At 28.7% G+C, this 22,648-nt stretch carries 22 protein-coding genes and 1 tRNA gene; 7 read left to right on the top strand and 16 right to left on the bottom strand.

Going from position 1 to position 22,648, the window contains the following annotated elements:
* Window positions 1–129 precede the first annotated feature (129 nt).
* The 5 genes from CHB63_RS09225 to CHB63_RS09205 all read left to right on the top strand — a co-directional run bounded on the left by CHB63_RS09225 (window position 130) and on the right by CHB63_RS09205 (window position 3,115).
* Entirely contained in the window at window positions 130–414 is a 285-nt protein-coding gene (locus tag CHB63_RS09225) for a hypothetical protein (protein ID WP_089378189.1), read from the top strand.
* Between the two features lie 281 nt (window positions 415–695).
* Window positions 696–1,385, top strand: a complete 690-nt coding sequence (locus CHB63_RS09220; RefSeq protein ID WP_089378188.1) for a GTPase domain-containing protein — start codon at window positions 696–698, stop codon at window positions 1,383–1,385.
* Window positions 1,375–1,863 (top strand): hypothetical protein, encoded by a 489-nt coding sequence (locus CHB63_RS09215; protein WP_089378187.1) that lies wholly within the window; start codon window positions 1,375–1,377, stop codon window positions 1,861–1,863. Before CHB63_RS09220 ends, CHB63_RS09215 begins: the two co-directional genes overlap by 11 nt.
* A 5-nt stretch (window positions 1,864–1,868) precedes the next feature.
* Window positions 1,869–2,627, top strand: a complete 759-nt coding sequence (locus CHB63_RS09210; RefSeq protein WP_089378186.1) for a hypothetical protein — start codon at window positions 1,869–1,871, stop codon at window positions 2,625–2,627.
* A 71-nt stretch (window positions 2,628–2,698) separates the two neighbouring features.
* Window positions 2,699–3,115: a hypothetical protein gene (locus CHB63_RS09205; RefSeq protein ID WP_089378185.1), complete on the top strand. Its 417-nt coding sequence runs from the start codon at window positions 2,699–2,701 to the stop codon at window positions 3,113–3,115.
* Between the two features lie 48 nt (window positions 3,116–3,163).
* On the opposite strand, the gene CHB63_RS09200 is transcribed toward CHB63_RS09205, so the two are convergent.
* From CHB63_RS09200 to CHB63_RS09125, 16 genes are all read right to left on the bottom strand, one after another.
* Window positions 3,164–3,727 carry a tyrosine-type recombinase/integrase gene (locus CHB63_RS09200; RefSeq protein WP_089378184.1) on the bottom strand — a complete coding sequence of 188 codons (564 nt, stop codon included), beginning with the start codon at window positions 3,725–3,727 and terminating at the stop codon, window positions 3,164–3,166.
* Window positions 3,728–3,986: 259 nt separating this feature from the next.
* Complete coding sequence (locus CHB63_RS09195) at window positions 3,987–5,012, bottom strand: hypothetical protein (protein WP_089378183.1); 1,026 nt, start codon at window positions 5,010–5,012, stop codon at window positions 3,987–3,989.
* 122 nt (window positions 5,013–5,134) lie between these two features.
* Window positions 5,135–5,599, bottom strand: a complete 465-nt coding sequence (locus CHB63_RS09190; RefSeq protein WP_089378182.1) for a hypothetical protein — start codon at window positions 5,597–5,599, stop codon at window positions 5,135–5,137.
* 19 nt (window positions 5,600–5,618) lie between these two features.
* Window positions 5,619–8,006, bottom strand: coding sequence for an AIPR family protein (locus CHB63_RS09185; RefSeq protein WP_089378181.1), 2,388 nt, complete (start codon window positions 8,004–8,006; stop codon window positions 5,619–5,621).
* Window positions 8,003–8,980 carry a PD-(D/E)XK motif protein gene (locus CHB63_RS09180; RefSeq protein WP_089378180.1) on the bottom strand — a complete coding sequence of 326 codons (978 nt, stop codon included), beginning with the start codon at window positions 8,978–8,980 and terminating at the stop codon, window positions 8,003–8,005. Before CHB63_RS09180 ends, CHB63_RS09185 begins: the two co-directional genes overlap by 4 nt.
* A 2-nt stretch (window positions 8,981–8,982) precedes the next feature.
* Entirely contained in the window at window positions 8,983–11,805 is a 2,823-nt protein-coding gene (locus CHB63_RS09175; protein WP_089378179.1) for a Z1 domain-containing protein, read from the bottom strand.
* Entirely contained in the window at window positions 11,802–13,271 is a 1,470-nt protein-coding gene (locus CHB63_RS09170; protein WP_089378178.1) for an ATP-binding protein, read from the bottom strand. The genes CHB63_RS09175 and CHB63_RS09170 overlap by 4 nt, the downstream gene beginning before the upstream one ends.
* A gap of 14 nt (window positions 13,272–13,285) precedes the next feature.
* Window positions 13,286–14,527: a DNA cytosine methyltransferase gene (locus CHB63_RS09165; RefSeq protein ID WP_089378177.1), complete on the bottom strand. Its 1,242-nt coding sequence runs from the start codon at window positions 14,525–14,527 to the stop codon at window positions 13,286–13,288.
* 84 nt (window positions 14,528–14,611) lie between these two features.
* Window positions 14,612–14,839: an HTH-like domain-containing protein gene (locus tag CHB63_RS09160; RefSeq protein ID WP_089378176.1), complete on the bottom strand. Its 228-nt coding sequence runs from the start codon at window positions 14,837–14,839 to the stop codon at window positions 14,612–14,614.
* Between the two features lie 110 nt (window positions 14,840–14,949).
* Window positions 14,950–15,291, bottom strand: a complete 342-nt coding sequence (locus CHB63_RS09155; RefSeq protein WP_089378175.1) for a hypothetical protein — start codon at window positions 15,289–15,291, stop codon at window positions 14,950–14,952.
* A gap of 331 nt (window positions 15,292–15,622) precedes the next feature.
* Entirely contained in the window at window positions 15,623–15,865 is a 243-nt protein-coding gene (locus CHB63_RS09150) for a hypothetical protein (RefSeq protein ID WP_089378174.1), read from the bottom strand.
* Between the two features lie 191 nt (window positions 15,866–16,056).
* Complete coding sequence (locus tag CHB63_RS09145) at window positions 16,057–17,331, bottom strand: hypothetical protein (protein WP_141107292.1); 1,275 nt, start codon at window positions 17,329–17,331, stop codon at window positions 16,057–16,059.
* A 252-nt stretch (window positions 17,332–17,583) separates the two neighbouring features.
* Window positions 17,584–17,901 (bottom strand): helix-turn-helix domain-containing protein, encoded by a 318-nt coding sequence (locus CHB63_RS09140; protein ID WP_089378172.1) that lies wholly within the window; start codon window positions 17,899–17,901, stop codon window positions 17,584–17,586.
* Window positions 17,902–17,987: 86 nt separating this feature from the next.
* Entirely contained in the window at window positions 17,988–19,052 is a 1,065-nt protein-coding gene (locus CHB63_RS09135) for a hypothetical protein (protein ID WP_089378171.1), read from the bottom strand.
* A gap of 63 nt (window positions 19,053–19,115) precedes the next feature.
* Window positions 19,116–20,336 carry a site-specific integrase gene (locus CHB63_RS09130; RefSeq protein ID WP_089378170.1) on the bottom strand — a complete coding sequence of 407 codons (1,221 nt, stop codon included), beginning with the start codon at window positions 20,334–20,336 and terminating at the stop codon, window positions 19,116–19,118.
* 243 nt (window positions 20,337–20,579) lie between these two features.
* Window positions 20,580–20,664, bottom strand: a tRNA-Ser gene (locus CHB63_RS09125).
* A 100-nt stretch (window positions 20,665–20,764) separates the two neighbouring features.
* On the opposite strand from CHB63_RS09125, the gene CHB63_RS09120 reads away from it, so the two are divergent.
* The gene (locus CHB63_RS09120; RefSeq protein ID WP_089378169.1) at window positions 20,765–21,517 is read left to right on the top strand and encodes a sulfite exporter TauE/SafE family protein; all 753 of its coding nucleotides are present in this window, start codon (window positions 20,765–20,767) and stop codon (window positions 21,515–21,517) included.
* A 70-nt stretch (window positions 21,518–21,587) separates the two neighbouring features.
* Window positions 21,588–22,637, top strand: coding sequence for a chorismate synthase (aroC, locus tag CHB63_RS09115; protein WP_089378168.1), 1,050 nt, complete (start codon window positions 21,588–21,590; stop codon window positions 22,635–22,637).
* Window positions 22,638–22,648 lie beyond the last annotated feature (11 nt).

Raw genomic sequence — 22,648 nt, 5'->3', positions numbered from 1 at the left:
GTCTTATTTTTTAGTCAAGTAAAAATTATTTTTAGGGAACGCAAGGGAGCCCCACGCTATACCTAGAGGTTTCTCAAATATTTGCACCAGAGTTAAACATTTTATATAAACATTTTAAATTTTTAGATTATGATAGAAAACAAATTAAATTTTAAGTTAACAGAAGAAAACGGTGATTATGGTATTATTTTTAAAGGTTCAGAACCAGTAGCCTTTGCAATGTTTAATAAAGATAATTTCTCGTTATCTGTAGCCTTTAAAAAGGGAGAACGTGATAAGTGTTCAACAGGAGATGTTCTTGTATCAGTATACGCTAAAACCAATACTGCTTATGGAGTAATAGATTATAGTGTAATTGAAAATAATAATATAGTTAATGAGCATACTAAAAGGTATGCTGAATTAAATAATTAAACATCTAAACATGTATTATCTAAAGGAAAAAGCCCATTATAGAGTTTCTAATGGGCTTTGACCATTTTTTCTCTAACTAATTTTATTCAGAAGTAATGTTGAAGTTATTATGTAACGATGGATAATTAGTTTTTTATATTTAAGATACTCATTTTTAATCTGTTTTATCTAAAGAAAATCATTACTTTAGTAATTAGAAAAATTGCTTTCTAATTCCCATAATAATCTTAATGGTAATTAATTGCATATAAATCAATTTTATATAACTTAAATTTTATTAAATGCCAATTCCAATATTTGTTTACATTGCAGCAGCCCTTGTAGGGGGAGCTGGAGGCGTAGTTACAGTTTATCAATATAGAAAAGAAATAAAAAAATATTTTACGGGAAAGGATATAGTAATTCTGGGAGAATCACGAGTAGGTAAAACAACTTTACATAAGTATTTAAGATACGGTGAACTAGTTAAAGAGCATATAGGAACTAATAGAGCTGAGAATGTAAAAAAAAATGTTTACAAACTCAAAGGACTGAAACTCAAAATCGCTGAAGGTAAAGATGTTCCAGGACAAAAAGATTTTCAATATGAATGGAAACCACTTTTTGTGAATGGTGATATATGTTTTTATCTATTCAATTCTGTTGAAGTATCTCAGAATAATAATGATACTATAAAAGCAATAAATTCATCCCTTTATCACATTGGTAATTGGAAGAAAGAAGCAGAAAAGGATATGAGGGTAATTCTTATTGGAACTCATATGGATAAAATAAACAATATAGGAGATTATAATAAGTCAAATATTCAGGAATTACATAAAGATTTACGAAAAAAACTGGATATAGGATTAATAGATGGAGACATAAAAGCCAGTGAATTTTTTCTTGGAAATTTATTTGATAAAGAAGAAAGAAAAGTTCTAATGAGTGAAATTTTAAATTATTTAGCAACAAGCAAAAATGAATTATAATCTACTGACGACAGGTACTAAAAATTCTGGCTTTAGTTTTATTTTGGAAAATCATGAAATTATTAATTCAGGTGATGAAATAAACAGAAGAAGAATCATTGATAAATTCAATAAAATTGCAGATAATAGCGCTGTAATAAGCCAAAAGAAATCTAAGTTAAAGATTAATAAATATAGAGATAATTATTTAATCAAAATAATAACAATTAATAAAGACGAAAAAGGTCGATTCGCACCAGTGGAGTTATTATTAATGAAATATGAAAGTAATAATAAATTAGTTACAAGTCTTAAAAAGATAAATAACATTTTAAAATATGAAGAAATCATTTTAGATGAAAATGTATGGATGAGTATACCAGAGGAAATAGAGAATTCCTTGAAATTATTCAATAAAAAAAAGAGAAACAAACTTATCTTAGTTATTACTGTATCTATCATTGTAATCATAGCAATAACTAAAATTATTTTAACTTAAATTATATGAAAGAAAATACTTGGAATAGAAAAGTAATATTGACAACAACCGAGAATCAAAAGGATGCATTGTCACATAATAACGAAGGAAAAGAATTATTGAGAAATAGTGAAATCAAAATTTTATCAATGGATGATGTGGCAAAATTTGATGATGAATTTACAATTTTAGGAGGTGACCGAATAGCCCCGAATATGATGTTAGTATTATCTCCATATAATGACAAAACATATGTAAAAATCGATGAGGCTAGAGCTCAATTAGCTGTTGAAAAAGGGCTGTTGACTGTGAGGTTCTGTTCATTGCTTGGTGCTACCTCCATTAAAGTAATTGATGTTAAACAAACCGATTTAGATAAACAAACCGAGATTTCGTTGGAAGGTAGTGCTAAAGGTGTCAGCCCAGAAGTTAAAGCGGAAATAGCAAAAATAGAAAAAATTAAAAATCAAATTGAAGTTGTAGCCACAGCTAGAGGTGGAAAACCAAAATTTGAAAAAGCTGAAAGATTACTAAAAGAGAATAGATTGGAAACAGACTCGTTTTTTAAAAACTTGTTTAATATGGTGAAAGATTATGAAGGAGAAGAAAATAGAATAGGAGTATTAACTAAGAGTGTGTTGTTAAGTCATTCAATGAAGGACACTCTAGATATTGTTGGTAAGGTAAGTTTTCCTGTTGGGTACGTTAAAGCTGGATATAAGTCATCATTAAAACAAAAAGAACAGATTTTTATGACGTTAGAAGTCAGTTTTGAAAGTAATTAAAAATTTACTTAAATTAATTTATGTTGAAATGAAAACATGTAAAATATATAATTTAGTAAGTTTGATTTAATATGTCATATAGGAGAGATGTTTTTGAAAAGGGTTTTTCAAAAGTAAAAAAAGAACTTTATATAGAGACCAATAATTATCATATAGATTCTTATACAGGTAAACCATTAAACCCAGGAGAACCTTGGGATTTTGAGCATATAATTTCAGCTAAAGAGTTTTCTTCTATTCCTGAAGTTAAAAAGTTGGATTTTGAGACTCAATCTAGAATATTGAATCATCGTAAAAATATAGGTTTTACAATGAGAGATATTAATAAATCGAAGAGTAAATACCCACTAGTTGAGTGGCTTGAACGCAAGTCTAACGGAAGGGGTCTTACGAATTCTGAACATTATAATATTGACATTAAAAAAGCCAAGAAGCTAAGGAGTAATGTTTTAGAGTTCTTAATAGCTGAAATTAAAAAGGCTTTATAATAGTTAAGAAATATAGTTTATTGGGACATCCTTTAAGAGTTCTTGATATTATAAACTCATATAAATATCATCAAGTTCTTCCTGTCTAATACCTAAGTAACGTTTTGTAACTGCTGGTGAAGAATGGTTAAATAAATCAGACAAATAAATTAATGCTTTATCTGATTCATTGTTGTTTAAAAACACCTTCCGTCCAAAAGTTTTTCGAAGTGAATGCGTTGAAACTGAAAGTTTTTTAGTTCCAAAAAGCTCTTTGATTTTACGATTTACATATTGTCTACTATAAACTGTATTTTGATTTGAAGTAAAAATATAACCTTCTTGCTTTTCAACTCTACCTTTTAATAATTCAAAAGCATTTTTAATATTATCATTTAGTCTTATGGTTCTTTTCTTGTTAGTTTTCTTTTCAACCAAAGAAATTGAATCATTTTCTAAATCTTCAAATTTTATAGAAAGTATATCAGAAATTCTTAAACCTGAATTAATACCGAAAACAACTAAAAAACCTAATTTATAGTTTTTGTCAGTTTTAATTAATTTTACTGCTTTGTTTAAAGTTGAATCGAAATTTAAATAATCACTTGTTGTTACAGAACCCTTAATACTCATATCGTTTAATTTGATACACAAATATAAGATAAAATAGTTTCACTTGCAACATTAAATAATTAAAAGTGAAACTGTCCTATATTGTTTAATTGCTAAATTAAGTTAAATCATTGATATACAATATATTAACTAAATAAAAAAGTTTCACTTCTAAGAATAGTGAAACTTTTTATAATATGGACTTAATTGCAAACTAATGTTTGCAATTTGTTATAAAAGCTTGATGAAATTTTTGGTTACTTAATATGAGCTTGAAAAATCAAACTTTATAAAAATCTTTTATATTCAGTTCAGTTTTGAAAGCTAACCATATTATCACAACTAAATCTACTGTATTAGCTATAAAAAATGAAACTAGAGCTATAGTTGTATAATAACTAATCACGGGTTCTGGGTTTACAACATAGATAATCAAACTAACAATTAAGATTATTAAAAATATTAAAAGGTTTGTGAGTCCAGATAAGAATAACTTAGAAAACCTTGTTTCATTAAGTTTAGTTAAATAATAAAGTTTTTCAAATATTTCAGATTGAACATCATTGAACATTGTTTTGATGTCTTTAGTAATATCTATATTATCGAGTTCTTTTCCTGTAACCCCTTTATAGTAATCTTTTATCTGTGTTTTGTCATAATTGGTTACCATATCAAGTTTAAACCCTTTATCAAGCATAGACCAAAAAGACCCTGTATATTCATGAAAATCAGATATTTCTTCTAAAGTATAATTTGTTGGTCTAAAAGGAGCGAAAAAAGCATAAGTGTTCTCATTATTCTCTAGCCCTCGCAAAGCTAAATATGCTTGTGGAACTATATCACCCACCTCCTCTGCGAATAAATGAAGTCTGTCATAACCTAAATTCCTATATTGATGATAAGTTAATCGTTTATATTTATTGTCTAGTTTTTGTTTAGCATTTTTTTTGCTTTGACTCCAAAACTCTCTCATACCTTTAATATGAAATGCAATTTTTCTAAATAAGGTTACTTTATGAGACAATTCATCAATAGTATATTTTCTCTGGATTCTTTCTGATTTTTCTGCGAAAAGTTTTGAAAACAAATAAGTGATAATTATAGCAATGATTATGGAAATGACAGAAACTAAAAGACTTAAAATAGGTGGAGCATCAAATTCATTATAATTAGTTTTATTGTGGATTATACCAAATATAGTTATAGTAACTATTTCGAAAATAAGAATACGTTTAGCTGTTTGAACTGCATTTTCTGTGTCCAAATAGGCATTAATGCTTTTATAAAGTTTTTTAAATTCACCCATTAAGTCTTTGATATGTGTAATTTGTAATTTTTCTTAATTTGAGTCGATTGATAATAAATATACATTTTATCATAAAACAAAAAGAATATAGATTGTTTTCCTAGTGCATTAGTGTAAAAATCTTATAAATTTATTTGATATTGAATCCGTTTGTTTTTAATTATTTTTTCTAATTCTGATAATGACAATAACTCATAACCTAAAGAATCTTTATGAAGAGAAACAAAACAAAATTTATATTTCTCTTTGATTTTTCGAGCAAGATTAAATTCATTTTCCGTTGCCCCAAAGAAAAACCCTCGGGGAATGTTCGTTAGTTTCTTTTTAGTAGTTTTTAATTCAACCAAAGTTATATCATCAACATTCTCAATAGTAATTTCCTCTTGTGGTGTCAGGTAATTAGGTAATAGAATTAAATCAAATGCTCTAATATACTTTATACTTACACCTAAAAAAGTTAAAATTGATTTTTTGCTTTTACTATCGGGTAAAATAAAATTATCTTTTGAATTTAATAATAAATTTATCCCTTCCTTCTCTGTTATATTGTTCTTAACAGTTATTAAATATGATTGATTACTTGCCAACTTACTATTTTATATTATACTAAACCTTTATTCCAAATTTTTTAACTTTTTTAAAAGATTCAAAACATTTTAGCAATGAGCCCTCTCTCACTTGTTTATTATTCATAATACATTTTTGTACGTACTTTATATTGGATAATTCTTGATAACTGAAAATTTTGGTCTGTTCACCAATTGCTAATGCTTTTTTCCAAGTTTCAGAATCTGCCATTTTAAATCTATCATAAATAGCTTTAATATCTACAAATTCTTTTTCCTTCAAATCAGACATATTTTTAATCTCAGTTACAAACTGTTCATTATTGGAAATGAACTTTAAAACTTTTTTTCCAAAAGAAATATCTCTATCTGCTAAATTTCTATTTTCTTTTACCTTTTTAATTAACTCCAACAATCTAAAATAATCAATATCCTTTGATGGGTTTTCTTTTATGTAGACTTTTAAGCCATCCCAAAACTTTAAACCAAGCTTTTTAATTTCACTAATAACATAAAGATTGCTCTCTATTTTATCATCGACATTTACTTCTTTTTGTTTTTTTCGGGCTAAGGCCTCCTCACTTGAAATTAAATATTCCTTAAGAATATCAAAATTTAAATCATATTTTTCTTCTTTAAGCTTTTTCCAAGAGGTTTCTCTTTTTGCATATTCTGAAATTAATGTGTTAACAGCATTTTGTGTCAAATGAGTATACACAAAAACCAATAAATTTTTAAAACAATTTATTAACTTATCATTTAAAATTTGCTCATCATATAATTTCCATAAATCAAATCTATTCTCTGTAAGAAAATGAAAATATGACATTGTATATGCAACCGTGTATGATTTTAAATTAGTATCACCAATAGCATTTACATTCTTTCTACCAAACAACTTATCAATTGTCTTAAATATGATTGCATTTGAAATTAGTTTCTTGTAAAAGTTTTCACCTGGAAGCTTATTCTTTTTGACCAATTCATTAATACCTTTTGTATAATCTATAAAGTTCTTTTGAGCACCTCTAGCAACCATAAAAGGTTTTTGCTCCCATAAATTTATATACTTAGCTATATCTGATTTAACAAACTTTGTCTTTGTTGGGTTTTGTTCTTTGAACTTCTTTTGCATACTCGGAGTTAGTTTATTAATCGACTCCCTATATTGCCCTTTCACTCTTTCAAAATACCACAATAAAGACTGATTTCTATTTTCAGGATTAATCACATATTTTTTCCTAGATAAGCTCTCTACTTGAACAAAATATGGATTATTAGATGACAAATCAAGCTCTGTTACCTTGTTTTGACTATTGGCATATCTTGCGATATTTGGAACTTCTTCATTCTTTTTATCAATATCTTTGATAACTGTGAGTTTCATCTGAACTGATATATTGCTCAAATCTGCATCCTTATATTTTTTTTGAGTATGGTATAAAGAGGCAGTAGTTTGACCTCCATTAACAATTTGAAAATCATTCAATTTAGTTATAATAAGCTCCTTGTTTATAATTTCAGTTTCAACATGATTTGCCGTTGCAGTAATTCCATTATTATAAGGCAAAAACATCTGTGGTTTTTCTCTAATTGTATCTCTTATACCTTTATTGAATTTCCCAGCTTGGCCTAAAAATGCTCGAACATTACTTTCTAACAACTCGTTTGAATATTCCTTATATAAACTAGCCAAAACTTCACCTGGAATTATTGACAAATAACACTCATATAAATCATCTATACTTGGAACTTTTAAACATTGAATACCTTTTTCATTATTATCTAAAAACTCACTAAACTCAATTTCAATAGGCTCTCTTGTGCTATTTGACTCATTTATTTTAAAAAACCTTGGAATATCCCATATTTGGACTGTAACATTTAAATCTTCTAATCCTTTAAGATTAAATTTTTCATTTTTTTGATTATAACTCCCATTCAACAAGAAATGTACATTAACTCTATCAAAAAGTTTACTTTGTCCTCCAATAATTTTTAGTAATTCATTTAATTCACTATTGGATTTATCGATATAATCTATATGTCTTTTAAAAGCACCATTTAGAAACCTCTTCAATTGATTTAAAGTTTTTGTAAAATCGGCACTTGTAATATTATAGTCGTAAGAATTAGAATCATAATAAGTAATAAACATATCTAAAGTCTCAAAATAACTTTTACTATTATCATCTTTAAAAGAGTCCCGTAAACAATAACCATTAATTTTCCAATCAATACCACCTCTTGAATTTGGATGTACAAAAGACAACACTCTAGCTCCATCAGTTTTCCCTATTGAGTCTAGTATCTCAATTCCATACTCAGTATACTTATCCTCAAAACTAGCACCATCACCTTCTGAGTATACCAACGCAGCAACTTCCGATTTAACCTCATCTACATAGTTTCTATATGCTCTATTCATAATTTTAAGTTATTAATGATTGCATCAAATGACAAAACAAAATTCTCAATAGCAGATTGCTCTATATAATATGATGCATTATATAACCCTTTTGGAAGATTATCAATTGTTAACTTTGGGAAGTCTGGAGTAACTTCATAATTGAACCAAGTTCTTAATCCATATCTAGTATTATAAAACTCAATATCTTCCTCAAAATAACCAACCAGCATTAATCTCTCATTAAAAAATTTCAATGCTGATGAATTTACACTTATTTTTTTCCGTAAATTTTCAATTATAGAATTAAGCGAAACACCATTCTCCTTAACAACTTCAGCTTGGTACACACTTAAATAAAGATTGTTAAAATTTGTAACATCAAGTTGCCTTTCACTTGTTATTTTTATTTTAGATGTTTTAGCAGTTGAAAATTTAACCTCAACACCTAAATCATTCAAATTAAAATCTTTATCTTCAAAATCTGGCCCTGTCCAACAACTCAATACATATTCCAATTCTAAATTATTATTCAATAATTCATCAAAAAATAATAATTCTCCTAACAATCCCTTTTGCTGTTCCAATGAAAGACCATTAAAATTTATTTTATCAAAAAGCCGCTTCCATTTCTGAATAATGTTTGAAGTAATCAATACAGCTTCATTCTCTGTTGAACAATCCTTTATATCTTCAATTATATTCTCAATGAATAAACTGAAAATATCCTTCAACTCTGAATCAATTAAGTAAATATTTAATTCCTGGCTATCTTCGTATTGAAAAACTTCAATTCGGACTCCTTTAAATGAAGAATTTTTAAATTCTGGAATCACAGTATGCCTAGCTAGTTCCATAAGATATAAGTGATTCCCTACAAGATGATTAGTTGCAGCATAGCACTTAAACTGTGGTACATCATCAATTTTAGTCTTAATAACAATATGTTCTTGTGAAGGTTTATGTAGCTCCCAAATCGATTTCAAATCTACCATAACTAATTTTTTATATTATTATCTTCCTCACCCATCAAATCTTCATCAAAATCATCAAATATTGTAGCTGTATATGATGTTTTTTGCTCATTTTCAATTTCTGGAAAATGTATACTATATCCAACTATAGGAATATTATTCTCTAAATTACTTGTCCCTCTTTCATCCAATGCATAAATAAGCAATAAACCTTTTTTCTCTTTTGCTCTTTGTTCCTTAATTAATTTATTTGAAGTAAACCCTTTTACTTTTAAATCTACTTGCCTATCCTTAATATCGTCTATTTGATTTTTTGTTATTTTATACTTTTCATTTGGCTCAGTTTGGTTTCTTACGCTGCAAACCATTTCTATACTGTGCCCATCAACAATTAAATTATACCTAGTAGGTTCAACATTCATTTTATCTCCTTTCCCATCCCCATTTTTAAATACTTTTACATTTTTATCTGTATTTGAAACTATTACAATGGTCCATTCCTTTATTGAACTTATTGATTTTTGACTAGTTATGTAATCAGCAATCACCGAATTATTTATTGCTGGAATATTTATTTTGTAATTATAAATAAAGCTTGTTAAATGCTCTTCATTGACATTATTAAACATCAAATATTTAACTCTATCTCTTATCCTTGAAACTATTGGATTACTTAATTTTTTTGATAAATCAGCAAGTATTTTTTGATTATTCTTAATTGAGACTAAATCTTTATTAATCAAATATGTTTGAAGATTTGTCCCAGAAAATGAAATTTTTATATCCTTTGACCAATACAATTTAGACACACTAGTTACAGCTAATAAACCATGATGATTTCGAACTTTTAACCTGAAATCTTTTGGTTTTAAATTTTGAGATGTCATAATATCAAAATCATTTCTCATTTCCTCAGTAGCCATTGTAATATGATTGAACCAATCAAAAATTCTATTATTCGTAAATAATCTACATAAATCAACATATCCAGGTCTATAACCAAACCATCTACCCATCTGCATTAGGGAATCATACATTTTCGTGGTTCTCAAATAATAACTTGTTGATAGGCCTTCCAATGTAATCCCTCTTGATAATTTACCACCACCTACTGCTATAACATTAAGACCATTTTCATGCCTTTCATAGTCAATATTCGAAATATTATGATAATCTAATTTAGAAGTTGAGGTAGTACCATGTACAGCTCTAACATCTATTTTTAAAATAGAATTTCTCAATTCAGATTTAACATCTTCCCAACCATCAACTTTAATTCTTTTGTCTATATAGTCTAAGTTTTCACTAACTATTCTTGTGGTTGGGACAAAGTCATCCAAATACAACCTTTTTAGTTTCTCAATAAATTGAATATCATTTGCCTCAATTTTATTTTTAAACTCCTTTATTTTTTCATTTACTAGCAAGGAAATCCTATCTATCCAAATTACATATAGAGCAACATGAATCAACATGGAATTATGCTTTTTTTTATGCCCTCTTACTCTTCTAACTGCACAAGTCAAAACAAATGACATAATAGCCTTTTCAAGGCTTTCAGGAATATATTCAGGTAAGTTATCTTTATTCTTTTTATTTATCTTCTCAAATAAGGGAGGATTATATTCATCACTATAAATGGGTCTAAAAACTGGAAGAGGCTCATTACTTTCTCCAGTTATTGGGTCCTCTAATCCAAACATTTTTGCTGCACCAATATAATTTTTGGCAGCTTTTATATTTATTATAAAATCTTTAGGAAATAAATCGTTTCCTACAAAATATTCCTTTCCTTTTACATAGGTAGTTAGCTCTTCATTATACTCTTGGGAAATAAACAAATTCGCATAAGGTGTGGCAGTATAACCTATAAAAGTGTTTTGGTCAAATAGATTTAATAAAACCCTTATTAACCTATTAATTGTTTTTACCTCATTAATATCTTTTGTAGCATTGACTGAAGCATAATCAGATTCATCATCAATAATAAGAGCTGGGACATTCATTAATTTCAACTTCCCATCGATTAATTTAATTTCTTCGTTTATTGAAAACCAATCAATTAAATTTTCTAATATTGTTTTATTCTTTTTTATTACAAATACTACTGGATTTTTTCCAATTGGAATATTTGAACTATTGGCAACTTTAGTATTAAAATCACCTTCATCTCCTTTTTTATAATATGATGAAGTCAGCGGATAAATATCTGTATCTACCTTATACTCACCAACCCCTTTAATTCTATTTTCACCTTTATTCCTCAAATAAGCAGAGCTATTCCTCCCTATATATCCATCATCAATCCTTTCTTGAGTTTGCCTCCTTAAAGAACTAATTGTTCCAGCTATCACAATTATTACCTTGTATCCCGCATCCGTTGCCTTATTTATAAGTCCAACGTAATTTGAAGTTTTCCCAGATTGTACATGACCAACTACCATTCCCCTTCTATCCCAAGAACCTAGTTGTTTTGGATTCACGCATTTATCTAATATTTTATCTGTAAAATCATCTAATTCATTTACTGGAAAGGAAGGGTCTCTTTTCTGTAAAAGCATTTTATATCTTTTCCATAAATCAAATTCAATATTGGTCTTTTCATCATTTAGCCATGGGTCAATATCCTCTGAAAGAAGAGTAATTGAACCCGCTCCAATACTTAAATCTGAAATTAAAATGTCAAATAATTCATTTTCGTCAATTGATTCTCCTGGCACAATATTCATTGCACTTAATCTACTCACAACCTCTTCAATAACTTCTTCAGTTATTTCGCCCTTCTTTTTTTCGTGCTCTATTAAAGTATGTGCGAAAAGTCTTGCTGTTTCATTTATTTTGCTCATTTTAAATAATCATTTATTAATGGAAAAAGGTTAAAAGGTGTCGAATTCATAATCTGCTGTCTAGCCAGAGATTCTGGAATCCCATTTGAAACATTTATCTTATATAAATCAACTGCTAAATCAATTAAATCATCACTTGGAGTTTCATTTATTTTCTCAAGCTCATGAAATGAAGGATTCTCATTCTGGTTATATAAAATTAATTCTACGGGAATATTTTCTTCAATTAATTTTATTGTTTTACGAAATATTTTTTTTGAACTTGGGGTATCTAAAGCCTGTTTTATTATTGGGTGCTTTCTATTAATTTTATACTTCTTTACTCCTTCTCTGTTAGTTTCATCTTTCCATAGAGATGTTAATCCTATTTGACTTTTTTCATCTGAAATTGATTTTTGTCCTCTCCAGTTATATATTTTCGCTGATTTTTTAATGGCAATTTTAGCTATTCTTGAAAGCTCTCTTCGAATAGCAATTGGAGGTGTAGCAGTAGATTTTTTAATATCCAAATTCCAATCAAAATCATTAACGTTTGGGAAATTAACCGAAATCCTAGCAAGTTTTGAATAATCTCTTTTCTTTTCTAACCCTAACCAATCACCTGAAACAATAAGTCTATCACCTCTATATATGTAAAAACCTTGCTGATTAAACCAACCTAGCGGACCTCCAGATTTATCATATTCTTCATTTGATATTCTTGACATATGAGGGAGAATGTAATATGTCACTTCAACATTACCATTTAATTTTTCAGGTAATCCCATTTCTGGCTTTGTGCTTAAGTTATACAAAAAAGGATTCCAAGCCTCAATCTTATAGGTATTAGAATTTAATTCAATTTTATTATTTTCAATAAACTTATGAAATACCAAACCCAAATGAATCTTAACATTTGACATTTCTTCGTAAAAAGCATTTTTTACACTTTCATTATCTTTTTGAGCATTTCCAACAATTCTATCTAAATTCTCCCATAAAACCAAGGTACCACTCTCGAAATCATCCAGCTTTTCAACAAAAACCTCATCAGAAACAAAATCTAGTAATGTCCATTCTTGCTCACTATTGATAAAATCAATGTCCCAACATCTTTTTATAGTAGCATAACCTTTCTTTTTGGTTATTACAGTTAGTCTTTTACATTGAGAAAAAGAAGCTGTTTTCAACCCCATCCCGAACCGTCCTAAATCATTTAAATCTCGTTCCTCATCTGGGTCTTTACTCCCTGGCGTCATGGCCAGAATTAATTCTTCCAGATTCATACCAAGACCATTATCTAAGAAATAGATATTAGAATTTTCTCCATTCCAAAAATAGTTCACCTCGATTTTTGTCGCAGCTGCTGAAATACTATTATCAATTATATCGGCAATAGCAGTGGATAAATTATATCCAAAACTCCTATATGAATTTATTGTTGATTTGGGATTGGGTTTAGCGTTTTCAGCTTTATATTTTTTCATAGCATTCTTTTATATCATAGATACTCTATTATTTTTTCTGCAATACCTTTAGCCATTAATGGAGGTACAGCATTTCCAATTTGTTTAAAAGCCGCAGTTCTACTTCCCTCAAAGAAAAAATCATCAGGAAATGATTGAATTCGAGCTGCCTCTCTTAATGAAATTGACCTATTTTGTTTCAAATCAGGATGAATATAATAATGTCCATCCATTGCTATATGCGCAACAACTGTGTGAGACACCCCCTCTGGATTAACAACTTGAAATCTATTTGTAAATGAGTTTAAATTTTTATGTCTAATAAGTCTTTTAGGTAAATCTGCATAATTTAATCTCTTACCTTCTTTGTTCAATAAATTGACAGCAATACGATAAATCTCTAAATCATTTTCATTATGCGGTCTAGCAATATGTTGAGTTGTAAACTCAACTCCATTTCGGATATTAGTTTTTTCGAGATATTGTGTTATTGGCTTTGAATAATTAGTTACACCTAGACTTCCTTCTCCATTTTTAAGCTTTGGTAAATCTGAAAATATACTTTCTTTTATTTTATAAATTGGTTCTACTTCTTTGAAATCAGGATACTCTATATCCAACTCCTTTTTCCATCCGATTATGATGACTCTCTTCCTATCTTGTAGGACATTAAAATGTTTGGAATTTAAATGCTTTTTCTTTGGGATTTCAAGCTTATATCCCGCTTTATTAACAGCTTTGAAAATTTCTTTTAAAAAATCTCCATTGTTGGCAGATAAAATTCCTGGAACATTTTCAAATACAAACATCTTTGGTTTATATTTTTTCAAAAATTCCACATAATATTTGTACAAGTGATTTCTTGGGTCTCCAATCATTCCCTTTGGGTCTCTAGCTCTTCCCGCAACTGAATACGCTTGACATGGCGGCCCTCCAACAATCAAATCAACTTGGTCTCCATTTAATTGTGAATCAACTTGTTCAAAAATACCATTTAAGGTATTCTTGGAAATCTCCTTATTAATAACTGAATTTATAAGATTTAATGGGATAGAGTCCCATAGTTCTTGTCTATCAATTCTTTTATGCAAATAATCATAATATAACTCGACCTTATTATTATCCTTTAAATAATGATAAGCAGTTCTCGTTTTTATTGTATCACACGCATCTTTGTTCATTTCGACATGCGCTATTGGATTAAATCCAGATTGAATGAATCCTTCCGACAATCCGCCAGCTCCAGAAAACAAATCGATAAAATTTAGTTTTTTCATTAAGTAAGTGAAATTAGTTTTAGCTTTTCTCTCAGCCAAAAATAATATAATTCGGTTGTATTTTCTCCTTTATTAAATAATAATTTATTCCTTTACCTCAACATACTTGAAGAGCTTAACTCCCTTACTAATCTCTGTACCGTATGATTCAGGTATCCTAGCAGCTTTTGCAATTTCTTTATTAGAAAAATCACTTCGTTGAATTTCTCTTGAATATTTTATTCCAAACAAATGTATCATCGCAACTGCATCACCTTTTGGCGCATTAGTATACATTGAGTTTAACTTCTCACCTAATTCTTTAATTGTCATTACAGAGTTATTTATGTTGTGGTTTTATTTAGCAATTTTTATTTTACTAATGTACCTATAAAATAAAAAAACAATTATGATTTTTATCATTTTCAAGAAACAAACTCATTTTAAATATTAAAATTTGGGGTCATCTGCTTAAACCAACTTTTAACATCAAACTGAGCTTGAATAATTTTACGAGCTTGTGATGCTGAGGTTGCGTCACAATACACTTTTACTGGTTGTCCTCCAGATTTTAAGCGTATAGCTCCAGTGTATTTTTTTAGGTTCGTTAACGAGTGATTTCTTTCTGTTAGTTTTTCTCTGGCTTCTTCCATTTCTTTCCTAACATTTAGAATTTTTATCTGGTGCAAAATTTTATTTTTTTTGTCTTGCTCTTGCTCGTCATTAAGCTCTAGTTGCTTGGTAGCGATTTTAGAGTTAATAATATCTATTTTATTTTCTTCCATAATTTTTTGTAAATTTTTTTTATGTGTCCGTTTGCTTTTTACTCCTTCTACTTTTTCAGCTAGTAAACCTCAATTTTTAATTTATATCGTTATAGCGTTGAGGTGTCGTTACTCCTAAAAAAAGTATCAAAATTTTTTTAAAAATTTCATGAGCACTTTCGACTGGCTTCTAATGAAGTTGTAAAATTTGGATTTGTAAGGCGGTTTACGGCAATAGCTAATCTTAGAGGGTGGATACCACTCCCCAGGACCTTCATGACAACACTTAAAAGCTTTCAGAATGTTATTCCGTTAGATTATTAAAAAGCACTTTTAAAAGGTCTTAGATTAATTAGTTCCAATATGGATTTTCATCCTTTAGTACGCATGGAACATATTGTTTTGATTGGTTAAAAGTTTCTTCTCTCCACCAACACGCTTTTATATGAATACCTTCACTAGTTAATTCAATTTCTTCACCCCTAAACAGTTTTCCCAGCATTCCATGATGCTTTAATATTATAAAAGTTTTGTGTTCTAATTTAGGAATATAGCTCTTGTATATTTCGTAAGTTGTTACTTTTTTTGTTTTCATAATTTATATTGTTTTGGCCACTTATAGCAATATATAACTGCGCATGGTGGTTTTATAATAAATATCTAACTAAAGAATTATATTCATTAAATCTTAAGATTATTTGAAGTCATTTTGATTCTGTTAATAATCAAACCTTATGTTAATATTTAAAGTTGCTAAGATTCTTAAATAGTTCTTGTGTTTTTCGGTTAGCTTGCAATAGGCACTTTAATATTCCAAGATTCTGCTTCGAGCTTTGGGGTTAATCCAAAGTATAACTTCAAATATTTTTCAAATTCCTCTTCAAGAATAGATTGGTAATCGCTGGTTGTTATAATTGAATCATGAATAGTAAATAATGGCATGTTAGGATGTTTTTTAGCAATCTTCGCTGTACAATAATCCAATAAGCAATTAGCTTCAATATTCTGCATTAGAATTGGGAAAAAGTTCTTCTCTCTACCCTTTTTGATAAACTGAGTTATCATAAATATTTCAGGGAAATACTTCTTAAATACTTTTATTTCTTTTGAATGACATTTGTCTGAAGAGTATAATGTTTGTAAAACTACATACTTACTTGCTTTCCTAAGACCTTCAAACTTTTTTAATTCAATTCTCCAAGAATTTGAATATTTTGTTGGGGTAGTTAGATAATAATTATTACAAACATCTTTTGATAAAAGACCTTCAAGATAAAGTAACTTTCCATACTCTTCGTAAAAAGTACCATCTAACACTTGAGTTATGAATGATTGTATTTCTTCATTATTTAAAGTGCCTCTAAAAAGGTCGGACATAATAGAGGTATATAACATATGATTAGAATTATTTAAATAACAATTAATAAGATTAACATTAGGATTGATTAGTTGATTAAGAATTGTAGTATAAATAAAAGGTTGACTATTCTTAATATCATAAGCAATAAGTGATTCATTGTTATATTTAATATAACATCTTAAATCTTTTGGTAAAGAAGTTAATATTGAATGTAACCTATCATCTTTTCCCTCTCTGCTATATGACCAACTCTTGTTATGAATTGATTCAATACTAAAAACCCGTTTATTCCTTTTTTTAGTATTTCTCTTTCCAGAGTAGTTTAAATTGGTATGCTTAATAGCATTATTATAATCAATCGATAACAATTCAGGGTTTAACCATTTTGTTAGATGAATGCATTTAGCATCAGCAATTTTCATCCTATCAATCTTAAATAAATTGATTTTTTTAATGTAATAAGCATTATCCTCTAGGGTATGATGCGTAAGCGTTAAATCTATATAACAACTACCTAACTTATATCGTCTACATTTCTTGGAAGATGTACTGTAATCCTTGTCATGTTTGATAATAAATTCATTTTCAACTAGGAAATTTATATAAGTTGTGAAATATTTTAAGTTCTTAAAAGAATCACTACAGATTGGTATCCAATCATCATTATATTTATCATCCGATTTCAAAGGGATATAATACATTAGATTTAATATATAACTAGCAATTGCTAGATTCAATTTAGGCTTATTGCCCAATTCATTGTATTGGTTCAACTGTTCCCTTAAGTTGTTGAATAATTCGTTTGGAAGCCATACAGCAATTTGTTTATTGTTTATAGTTATTTTCATATTCGATTGGTTTTAGTATATTATTTATTAACTTCTTTGAGGCTTCATGACCTTGTAGGTGTGATATGTGTTCCATTTCTTTTTTAAACTCATAAATTGCATACTCTAACTAGCTTTATTTTGGAATAAACCCCAGTTAGAGTTCTTTTCAAGTACGTCATTCAACTGTTTAATAGGGTAGAGGTATACGTCACCAATTATGGTGAATGGTATTATACCCAAATCTCGATATTTTATGATGGTATTAGGAGATAGACCAAAATTTTCTTTAAGGTCTTTATTTCTGTAGTACGCTATATTATGCGTAGAAGTTTTTTTATTGAGTTTTTTGTCAATATCGTCCAGCCTGTTTAAAACTGGATATAATAGACTTTCAAGTTTGTCGGTTGATAATAGAACTAATTGCGAATTTTTGTTTTCCATAATATGCTGTATTTTAAATTACTATACAGCAAATTTCGGAGTTTTTGTCAGGAACGGCTAGGGATTCCCAGCGATTCCCTATGACATTAATAATCTTCGGAATCTATTTCTTTTATTCTTTCTGTTAAATTATCTAATAATCGTTTTAGGAATTCTTTTTCAATATCTTGATGCATTACTCTTTCTTCCTCACCATAAACTTTGGCAAATTCCTTGGTTATACCTTTAACTGGTTTTATTTCACCGTTGTGAGGAAAATACATGTTAGCATTATCAATATATTTTTTAAGTTGAGTATGTTTGTGCTTAAATCCTTTGTTATCAATATGAAAAATTCCAAAATCGTTTAAGTTTTTGAACAATATGGCAATTTCTTTCTTACTTATTTTGAATTCAAATTTTATATTGTTAGGGTCTCCTTCAAAAACCTCTTCTAGTGTTAGTTTATCTTCTTCAAAATTTTCTATTTTTTTTATAAATTGATAGGTATTATCAATGTATTCTACAACGTGTTTTAAAGTTTTTTTATGAATGTCGAAACAATAAGATAAGTGGGCAAAAGCATAGTGTTTTTCAAAATTAATTTCCTTTTCTTTTCCATAAGTTTGTATGTAATCGTCTTTCTTGTCACCTGACTCTTCTATCTTTTCAATGATGTGTTCTTCTAGAGTAGCATGAATATCACAATCTAAATCTTGAAGAACATCCAGCGAGTCCCAACCTTCAATATGAAACATCGTAGCCAATTTATCCATAATAAACTCCAACTTATCTGTGGTGTTTTCATCAACGAGATAACCGTCTCTGCTTGTCCATTTAGGCTGTTTAAGAGACTCTGAGCTAAATACAGTTCTTGTAATGCTCTGCTTTAAAACTTCTATATCTTCGTAATCGTTTTGTAAAAAATCGTTATACTTTTCAAGTAGGTCTTGATGAAAAGTTTTAAAATAAAGTAACTTTTTATTATTACCTAAATCAGCTATTCGTATAATTCTTTTTTCAATTTCTCTTACTAGCTTAGTATGAAAATCATAATCAATTTCACTTGCCCAAAATCCATTAATAGTAATATTATGAATATCATTATATAATACAATATGGGGGGTAAATAATTTATTAATTGCTTCGTTAAGCTTTACTATATCTTTCATATTAATAATTATTAAAAAAAGCCCTCATTGTTGAGGGCTTCTAATTTAGAAATTTTATTATGATTAGCTGTATTTTTCACTTACTTTCTCCATGTCTTTTTTTACATTTTTATCGAGAACTTTAGCGTAATGCTGTGTCATTTTAATATTGGTGTGTCCCATCATTGAAGAAACATTTTCTATTGCTACTCCATTACCAAGTGCTATCGTTGTTGCAAATGTATGTCTGGCAACATAATGGGTTAGATTTTTATCTATTCTACATAAGTCAGCAATCTCTTTAAGATATTCATTTATTTTTTGGTTACTGATTATAGGTAGTAATTTATCCCCTTCTATATTGGAATACTTGTCTATAATACCTTTTGCTGGAGGTATTAAAGGAACATCAGATTCTATATTAGTTTTTGCTCGATTTGTATTAATCCAATCAGAGCCATCATTATCTTTTATGAGATTTTTTTTAGTCAATTTTTCCACATCTACAGGAGCGTAACCAGTATAACATGAGAATAAAAAGATATCTTTTACTTTTTCTAGTCTTTCAGTTGTAAATACTTTAGCTTCAATTCTTTCAAGTTCATCTTTTGTTAAAAAAGTAGCTCTTTCTATTTTTAGTTTTTTATCATATAGTAAAAAAGGGTTAGTCGTACACAAATTATATTTAATGCCATAGATACTTGCAGTTTTAAAACACTGAAAGTATTTTACTACAGAATTATGACTTATACCTACTTTATTCTTATAAGTAGACTCGTATTTAAGGTAATTTTCCAGATTTAAAACAAATTGATTATCTATATCTTTAACGCTAAATGAATTTTTGCGGTATTTGGATTTAATGTATTTAGATAATAAATCTTTAGCCCTATTGTATTTTTGTAAAGACGCTTTACTTTTTTCACCAACTTTAACTTTTTTCTCAAAATCCTTATTGTGTTTTTGGAATATATTTAGAATATCATTTTCTTCAGTTTGAGAGTCTTTATTGTTTAATTTGTGTTTAACATCTAGTAAAGTAGTACCTAGATTGTTTTTAGATAGTTCATAATATATAGATTCAATTTTGGTTTCAATTAAATCTAATGCTGTTTTACTGTTCTTTTCAGTGATTATCCGAAGCGTATTTCTTAATTTATTAGTGGACATCCACCTTTCTTTACTAATAAATTTACGAGTACTTAAAGTTGTTGTTTTGCCTTGTAGTGAAATTTTGGCATAAATAGGAGATTCTCCTTCATTGTTTTGCTTGTCTGTTTTCAGATAGAAAAATGTTTTAATCATAGTTTTACGTTTTAAATTATTTTGTAAAATTAGCAGTAAAACAGGAGGTTGGCTAGGGATTCCCTAGCATTCCCTTAGAAAGTTAGTTACCCTAATTTAGACTAAATTCTAGGGTAACCTATAAGGTAACTGAACTTTGATATATATAGTGTATTTTGAGTATATACCAAAAAACAAAAAACCCTCTAAACGTAATGTTTAAAGGGTTTTGATGTTTAAAGTGTCATTTGACAACTTCATCAGCGGAGAAAGAGGGATTCGAACCCCCGGAGGTGTGACCCTCAACAGTTTTCAAGACTGCCGCATTCGACCACTCTGCCATTTCTCCTTTAGCGAGGGCAAATATAAAACCCTTTTTTGTTATGCTCAAACTTTTTTCAACTTTTTTTTACTAATTTTTAAAGTACTTTTGTAATTCAAAAAAAATAATGAATCCCATAGTAGAAATTATTGTTTTAATTTGTGTCGGTTTTATAGCAGGGTCTATAAATGCACTAGCAGGAGGTGGCTCACTTTTAACACTTCCTATACTTATATTTTTAGGTTTGCCACCAAATATTGCGAATGGAACAAATAGAATAGCTATTCTATTTCAAAATATATTTACCACTGCCGGATTTAAAAGTAAAGGAATTATTACATTTCCATTTAGTATTTATTTAGGAGTTTCTGCACTTGTAGGTTCTTTAATTGGAGCTCAAATTGCTGTTGATATTAAAGGTGAAACCTTTAATAAAATTTTGGCGATTATTATGGTAATAATTGTTGTCTATATGGTTTTACAATCAAAACGAAAACAAGAAAATACTATTGAAAAAATTGTTGGTAAGCATTTGTGGTTGAGCGTTGTACTCTTCTTTTTTGTTGGTATTTATGGTGGGTTTATACAAGCTGGTGTTGGTTTTATTATGTTGTTAATATTGTCTTCAGTAAATAATCTGTCATTAGTTAAAAGTAACGCAATTAAAGTAACTGTTGTTTTAATTTACACTGTTTCAGCTGTAATGGTATTTGCATATAATGATAAAATAAATTGGAGAATTGGTTTAACGTTGGCTATTGGAAACGCTCTTGGAGGTTGGTTAGCAAGTAGATGGTCCGTAAAAAAAGGAGATAGATTAATTCGCAAGTTTTTAATTGTTATGATTGTAATTATGGCAATAAAACTATGGTTTTTTTAAATTTATTTCAAAGAACAAATCAACCTTCAATAGGATTCTTTTTTTTACATTTGTGGCTTAATTTATTGATATGTCTAATTCATTCGGAAAAATATTTACAATAACAACTTTTGGAGAATCTCACGGTCCGGCGATTGGTGGTGTAATTGATGGTTGTCCTTCAGGAATTGAGCTTGATTTTGATGCTATTCAAAAAGATATGGATAGAAGAAAACCTGGCCAATCTAAAATTGTAACTCAACGAAAAGAACCAGATGAAGTAAAGTTTCTTTCAGGAATTTTTGAAGGAAAAACAACTGGTGCTTCAATTGGGTTTATTATTGAAAATGTGCATCAACGTTCCAATGATTATTCGCATATAAAAGATTCGTATCGCCCTTCTCATGCAGATTATACTTATGATAAAAAATATGGGAATAGAGATTATAGAGGAGGTGGAAGAACTTCGGCAAGAGAAACTGCGAATTGGGTTGTTGGAGGTGCAATTGCTAAACAGGCAATACCTTCAATAAAAATAAATGCGTTTACTTCTTCAGTTGGTGATATTTTTATGGAAAAACCATATCAGGATATAGATTTTGATAAAATTGAAAGTAATATAGTTCGTTGTCCAGATGAAGCTTCTGCTGAAAAAATGATTCAACGAATTAATGAAATTAAAAAACAAGGAGATACTATTGGTGGAACTGTTACTTGTGTTATTCAAAATGTTCCAGTTGGATTAGGAGAACCAATTTTTGATAAGTTACACGCGCAATTAGGAAAAGCAATGCTTTCAATAAATGCAGTAAAAGGTTTTGAATACGGAAGTGGGTTTTGTGGTGCTAAAATGAAAGGAAGCGAGCATAACGATATTTTTAATGGGGATGGAAGTACTAAAACAAATCTTTCAGGAGGTATTCAAGGAGGTATAAGCAACGGAATGGATATTTATTTTCGTGTAGCTTTTAAACCTGTAGCAACCATTATGCAGGCCCAACAAACAATTGATAAAGATGGAAATGTTGTTGAAATGCACGGTAAAGGACGTCACGATCCTTGTGTAGTCCCAAGAGCAGTGCCAATTGTTGAGGCATTAGCTGCAATGGTATTAACCGATTTTATGATATTAAATAAATAAACAAAAAGGCC

The organism is Lutibacter flavus (genome assembly GCF_900188355.1).
In the GTDB taxonomy this organism is placed as follows: Bacteria; Bacteroidota; Bacteroidia; order Flavobacteriales; family Flavobacteriaceae; genus Lutibacter; species Lutibacter flavus.
The sequence above is the reverse complement of the archived record's forward strand: the minus strand, read 5'-3'. Positions and strand labels throughout refer to the sequence as shown.

Bases quoted from the DNA above. Each gene is read 5' to 3' on its own strand.
- CHB63_RS09160 (WP_089378176.1), bottom strand. From the start codon at position 14,839: ATGACAATTAAAGAATTAGGTGAGAAGTTAAACTCAATGTATACTAAT.
- CHB63_RS09185 (WP_089378181.1), bottom strand. From the start codon at position 8,006: ATGAATAGAGCATATAGAAACTATGTAGATGAGGTTAAATCGGAAGTT.
- CHB63_RS09175 (WP_089378179.1), bottom strand. From the start codon at position 11,805: ATGAGCAAAATAAATGAAACAGCAAGACTTTTCGCACATACTTTAATA.
- CHB63_RS09165 (WP_089378177.1), bottom strand. From the start codon at position 14,527: ATGAAAAAACTAAATTTTATCGATTTGTTTTCTGGAGCTGGCGGATTG.
- CHB63_RS09145 (WP_141107292.1), bottom strand. From the start codon at position 17,331: ATGTATTATATCCCTTTGAAATCGGATGATAAATATAATGATGATTGG.
- CHB63_RS09200 (WP_089378184.1), bottom strand. From the start codon at position 3,727: ATGAGTATTAAGGGTTCTGTAACAACAAGTGATTATTTAAATTTCGAT.
- CHB63_RS09195 (WP_089378183.1), bottom strand. From the start codon at position 5,012: ATGGGTGAATTTAAAAAACTTTATAAAAGCATTAATGCCTATTTGGAC.
- CHB63_RS09180 (WP_089378180.1), bottom strand. From the start codon at position 8,980: ATGGTAGATTTGAAATCGATTTGGGAGCTACATAAACCTTCACAAGAA.
- CHB63_RS09120 (WP_089378169.1), top strand. From the start codon at position 20,765: ATGAATCCCATAGTAGAAATTATTGTTTTAATTTGTGTCGGTTTTATA.
- CHB63_RS09155 (WP_089378175.1), bottom strand. From the start codon at position 15,291: ATGGAAGAAAATAAAATAGATATTATTAACTCTAAAATCGCTACCAAG.
- CHB63_RS09140 (WP_089378172.1), bottom strand. From the start codon at position 17,901: ATGGAAAACAAAAATTCGCAATTAGTTCTATTATCAACCGACAAACTT.
- CHB63_RS09130 (WP_089378170.1), bottom strand. From the start codon at position 20,336: ATGATTAAAACATTTTTCTATCTGAAAACAGACAAGCAAAACAATGAA.
- CHB63_RS09225 (WP_089378189.1), top strand. From the start codon at position 130: ATGATAGAAAACAAATTAAATTTTAAGTTAACAGAAGAAAACGGTGAT.
- CHB63_RS09215 (WP_089378187.1), top strand. From the start codon at position 1,375: ATGAATTATAATCTACTGACGACAGGTACTAAAAATTCTGGCTTTAGT.
- CHB63_RS09220 (WP_089378188.1), top strand. From the start codon at position 696: ATGCCAATTCCAATATTTGTTTACATTGCAGCAGCCCTTGTAGGGGGA.
- CHB63_RS09205 (WP_089378185.1), top strand. From the start codon at position 2,699: ATGTCATATAGGAGAGATGTTTTTGAAAAGGGTTTTTCAAAAGTAAAA.
- aroC (WP_089378168.1), top strand. From the start codon at position 21,588: ATGTCTAATTCATTCGGAAAAATATTTACAATAACAACTTTTGGAGAA.
- CHB63_RS09170 (WP_089378178.1), bottom strand. From the start codon at position 13,271: ATGAAAAAATATAAAGCTGAAAACGCTAAACCCAATCCCAAATCAACA.
- CHB63_RS09135 (WP_089378171.1), bottom strand. From the start codon at position 19,052: ATGAAAGATATAGTAAAGCTTAACGAAGCAATTAATAAATTATTTACC.
- CHB63_RS09210 (WP_089378186.1), top strand. From the start codon at position 1,869: ATGAAAGAAAATACTTGGAATAGAAAAGTAATATTGACAACAACCGAG.
- CHB63_RS09150 (WP_089378174.1), bottom strand. From the start codon at position 15,865: ATGAAAACAAAAAAAGTAACAACTTACGAAATATACAAGAGCTATATT.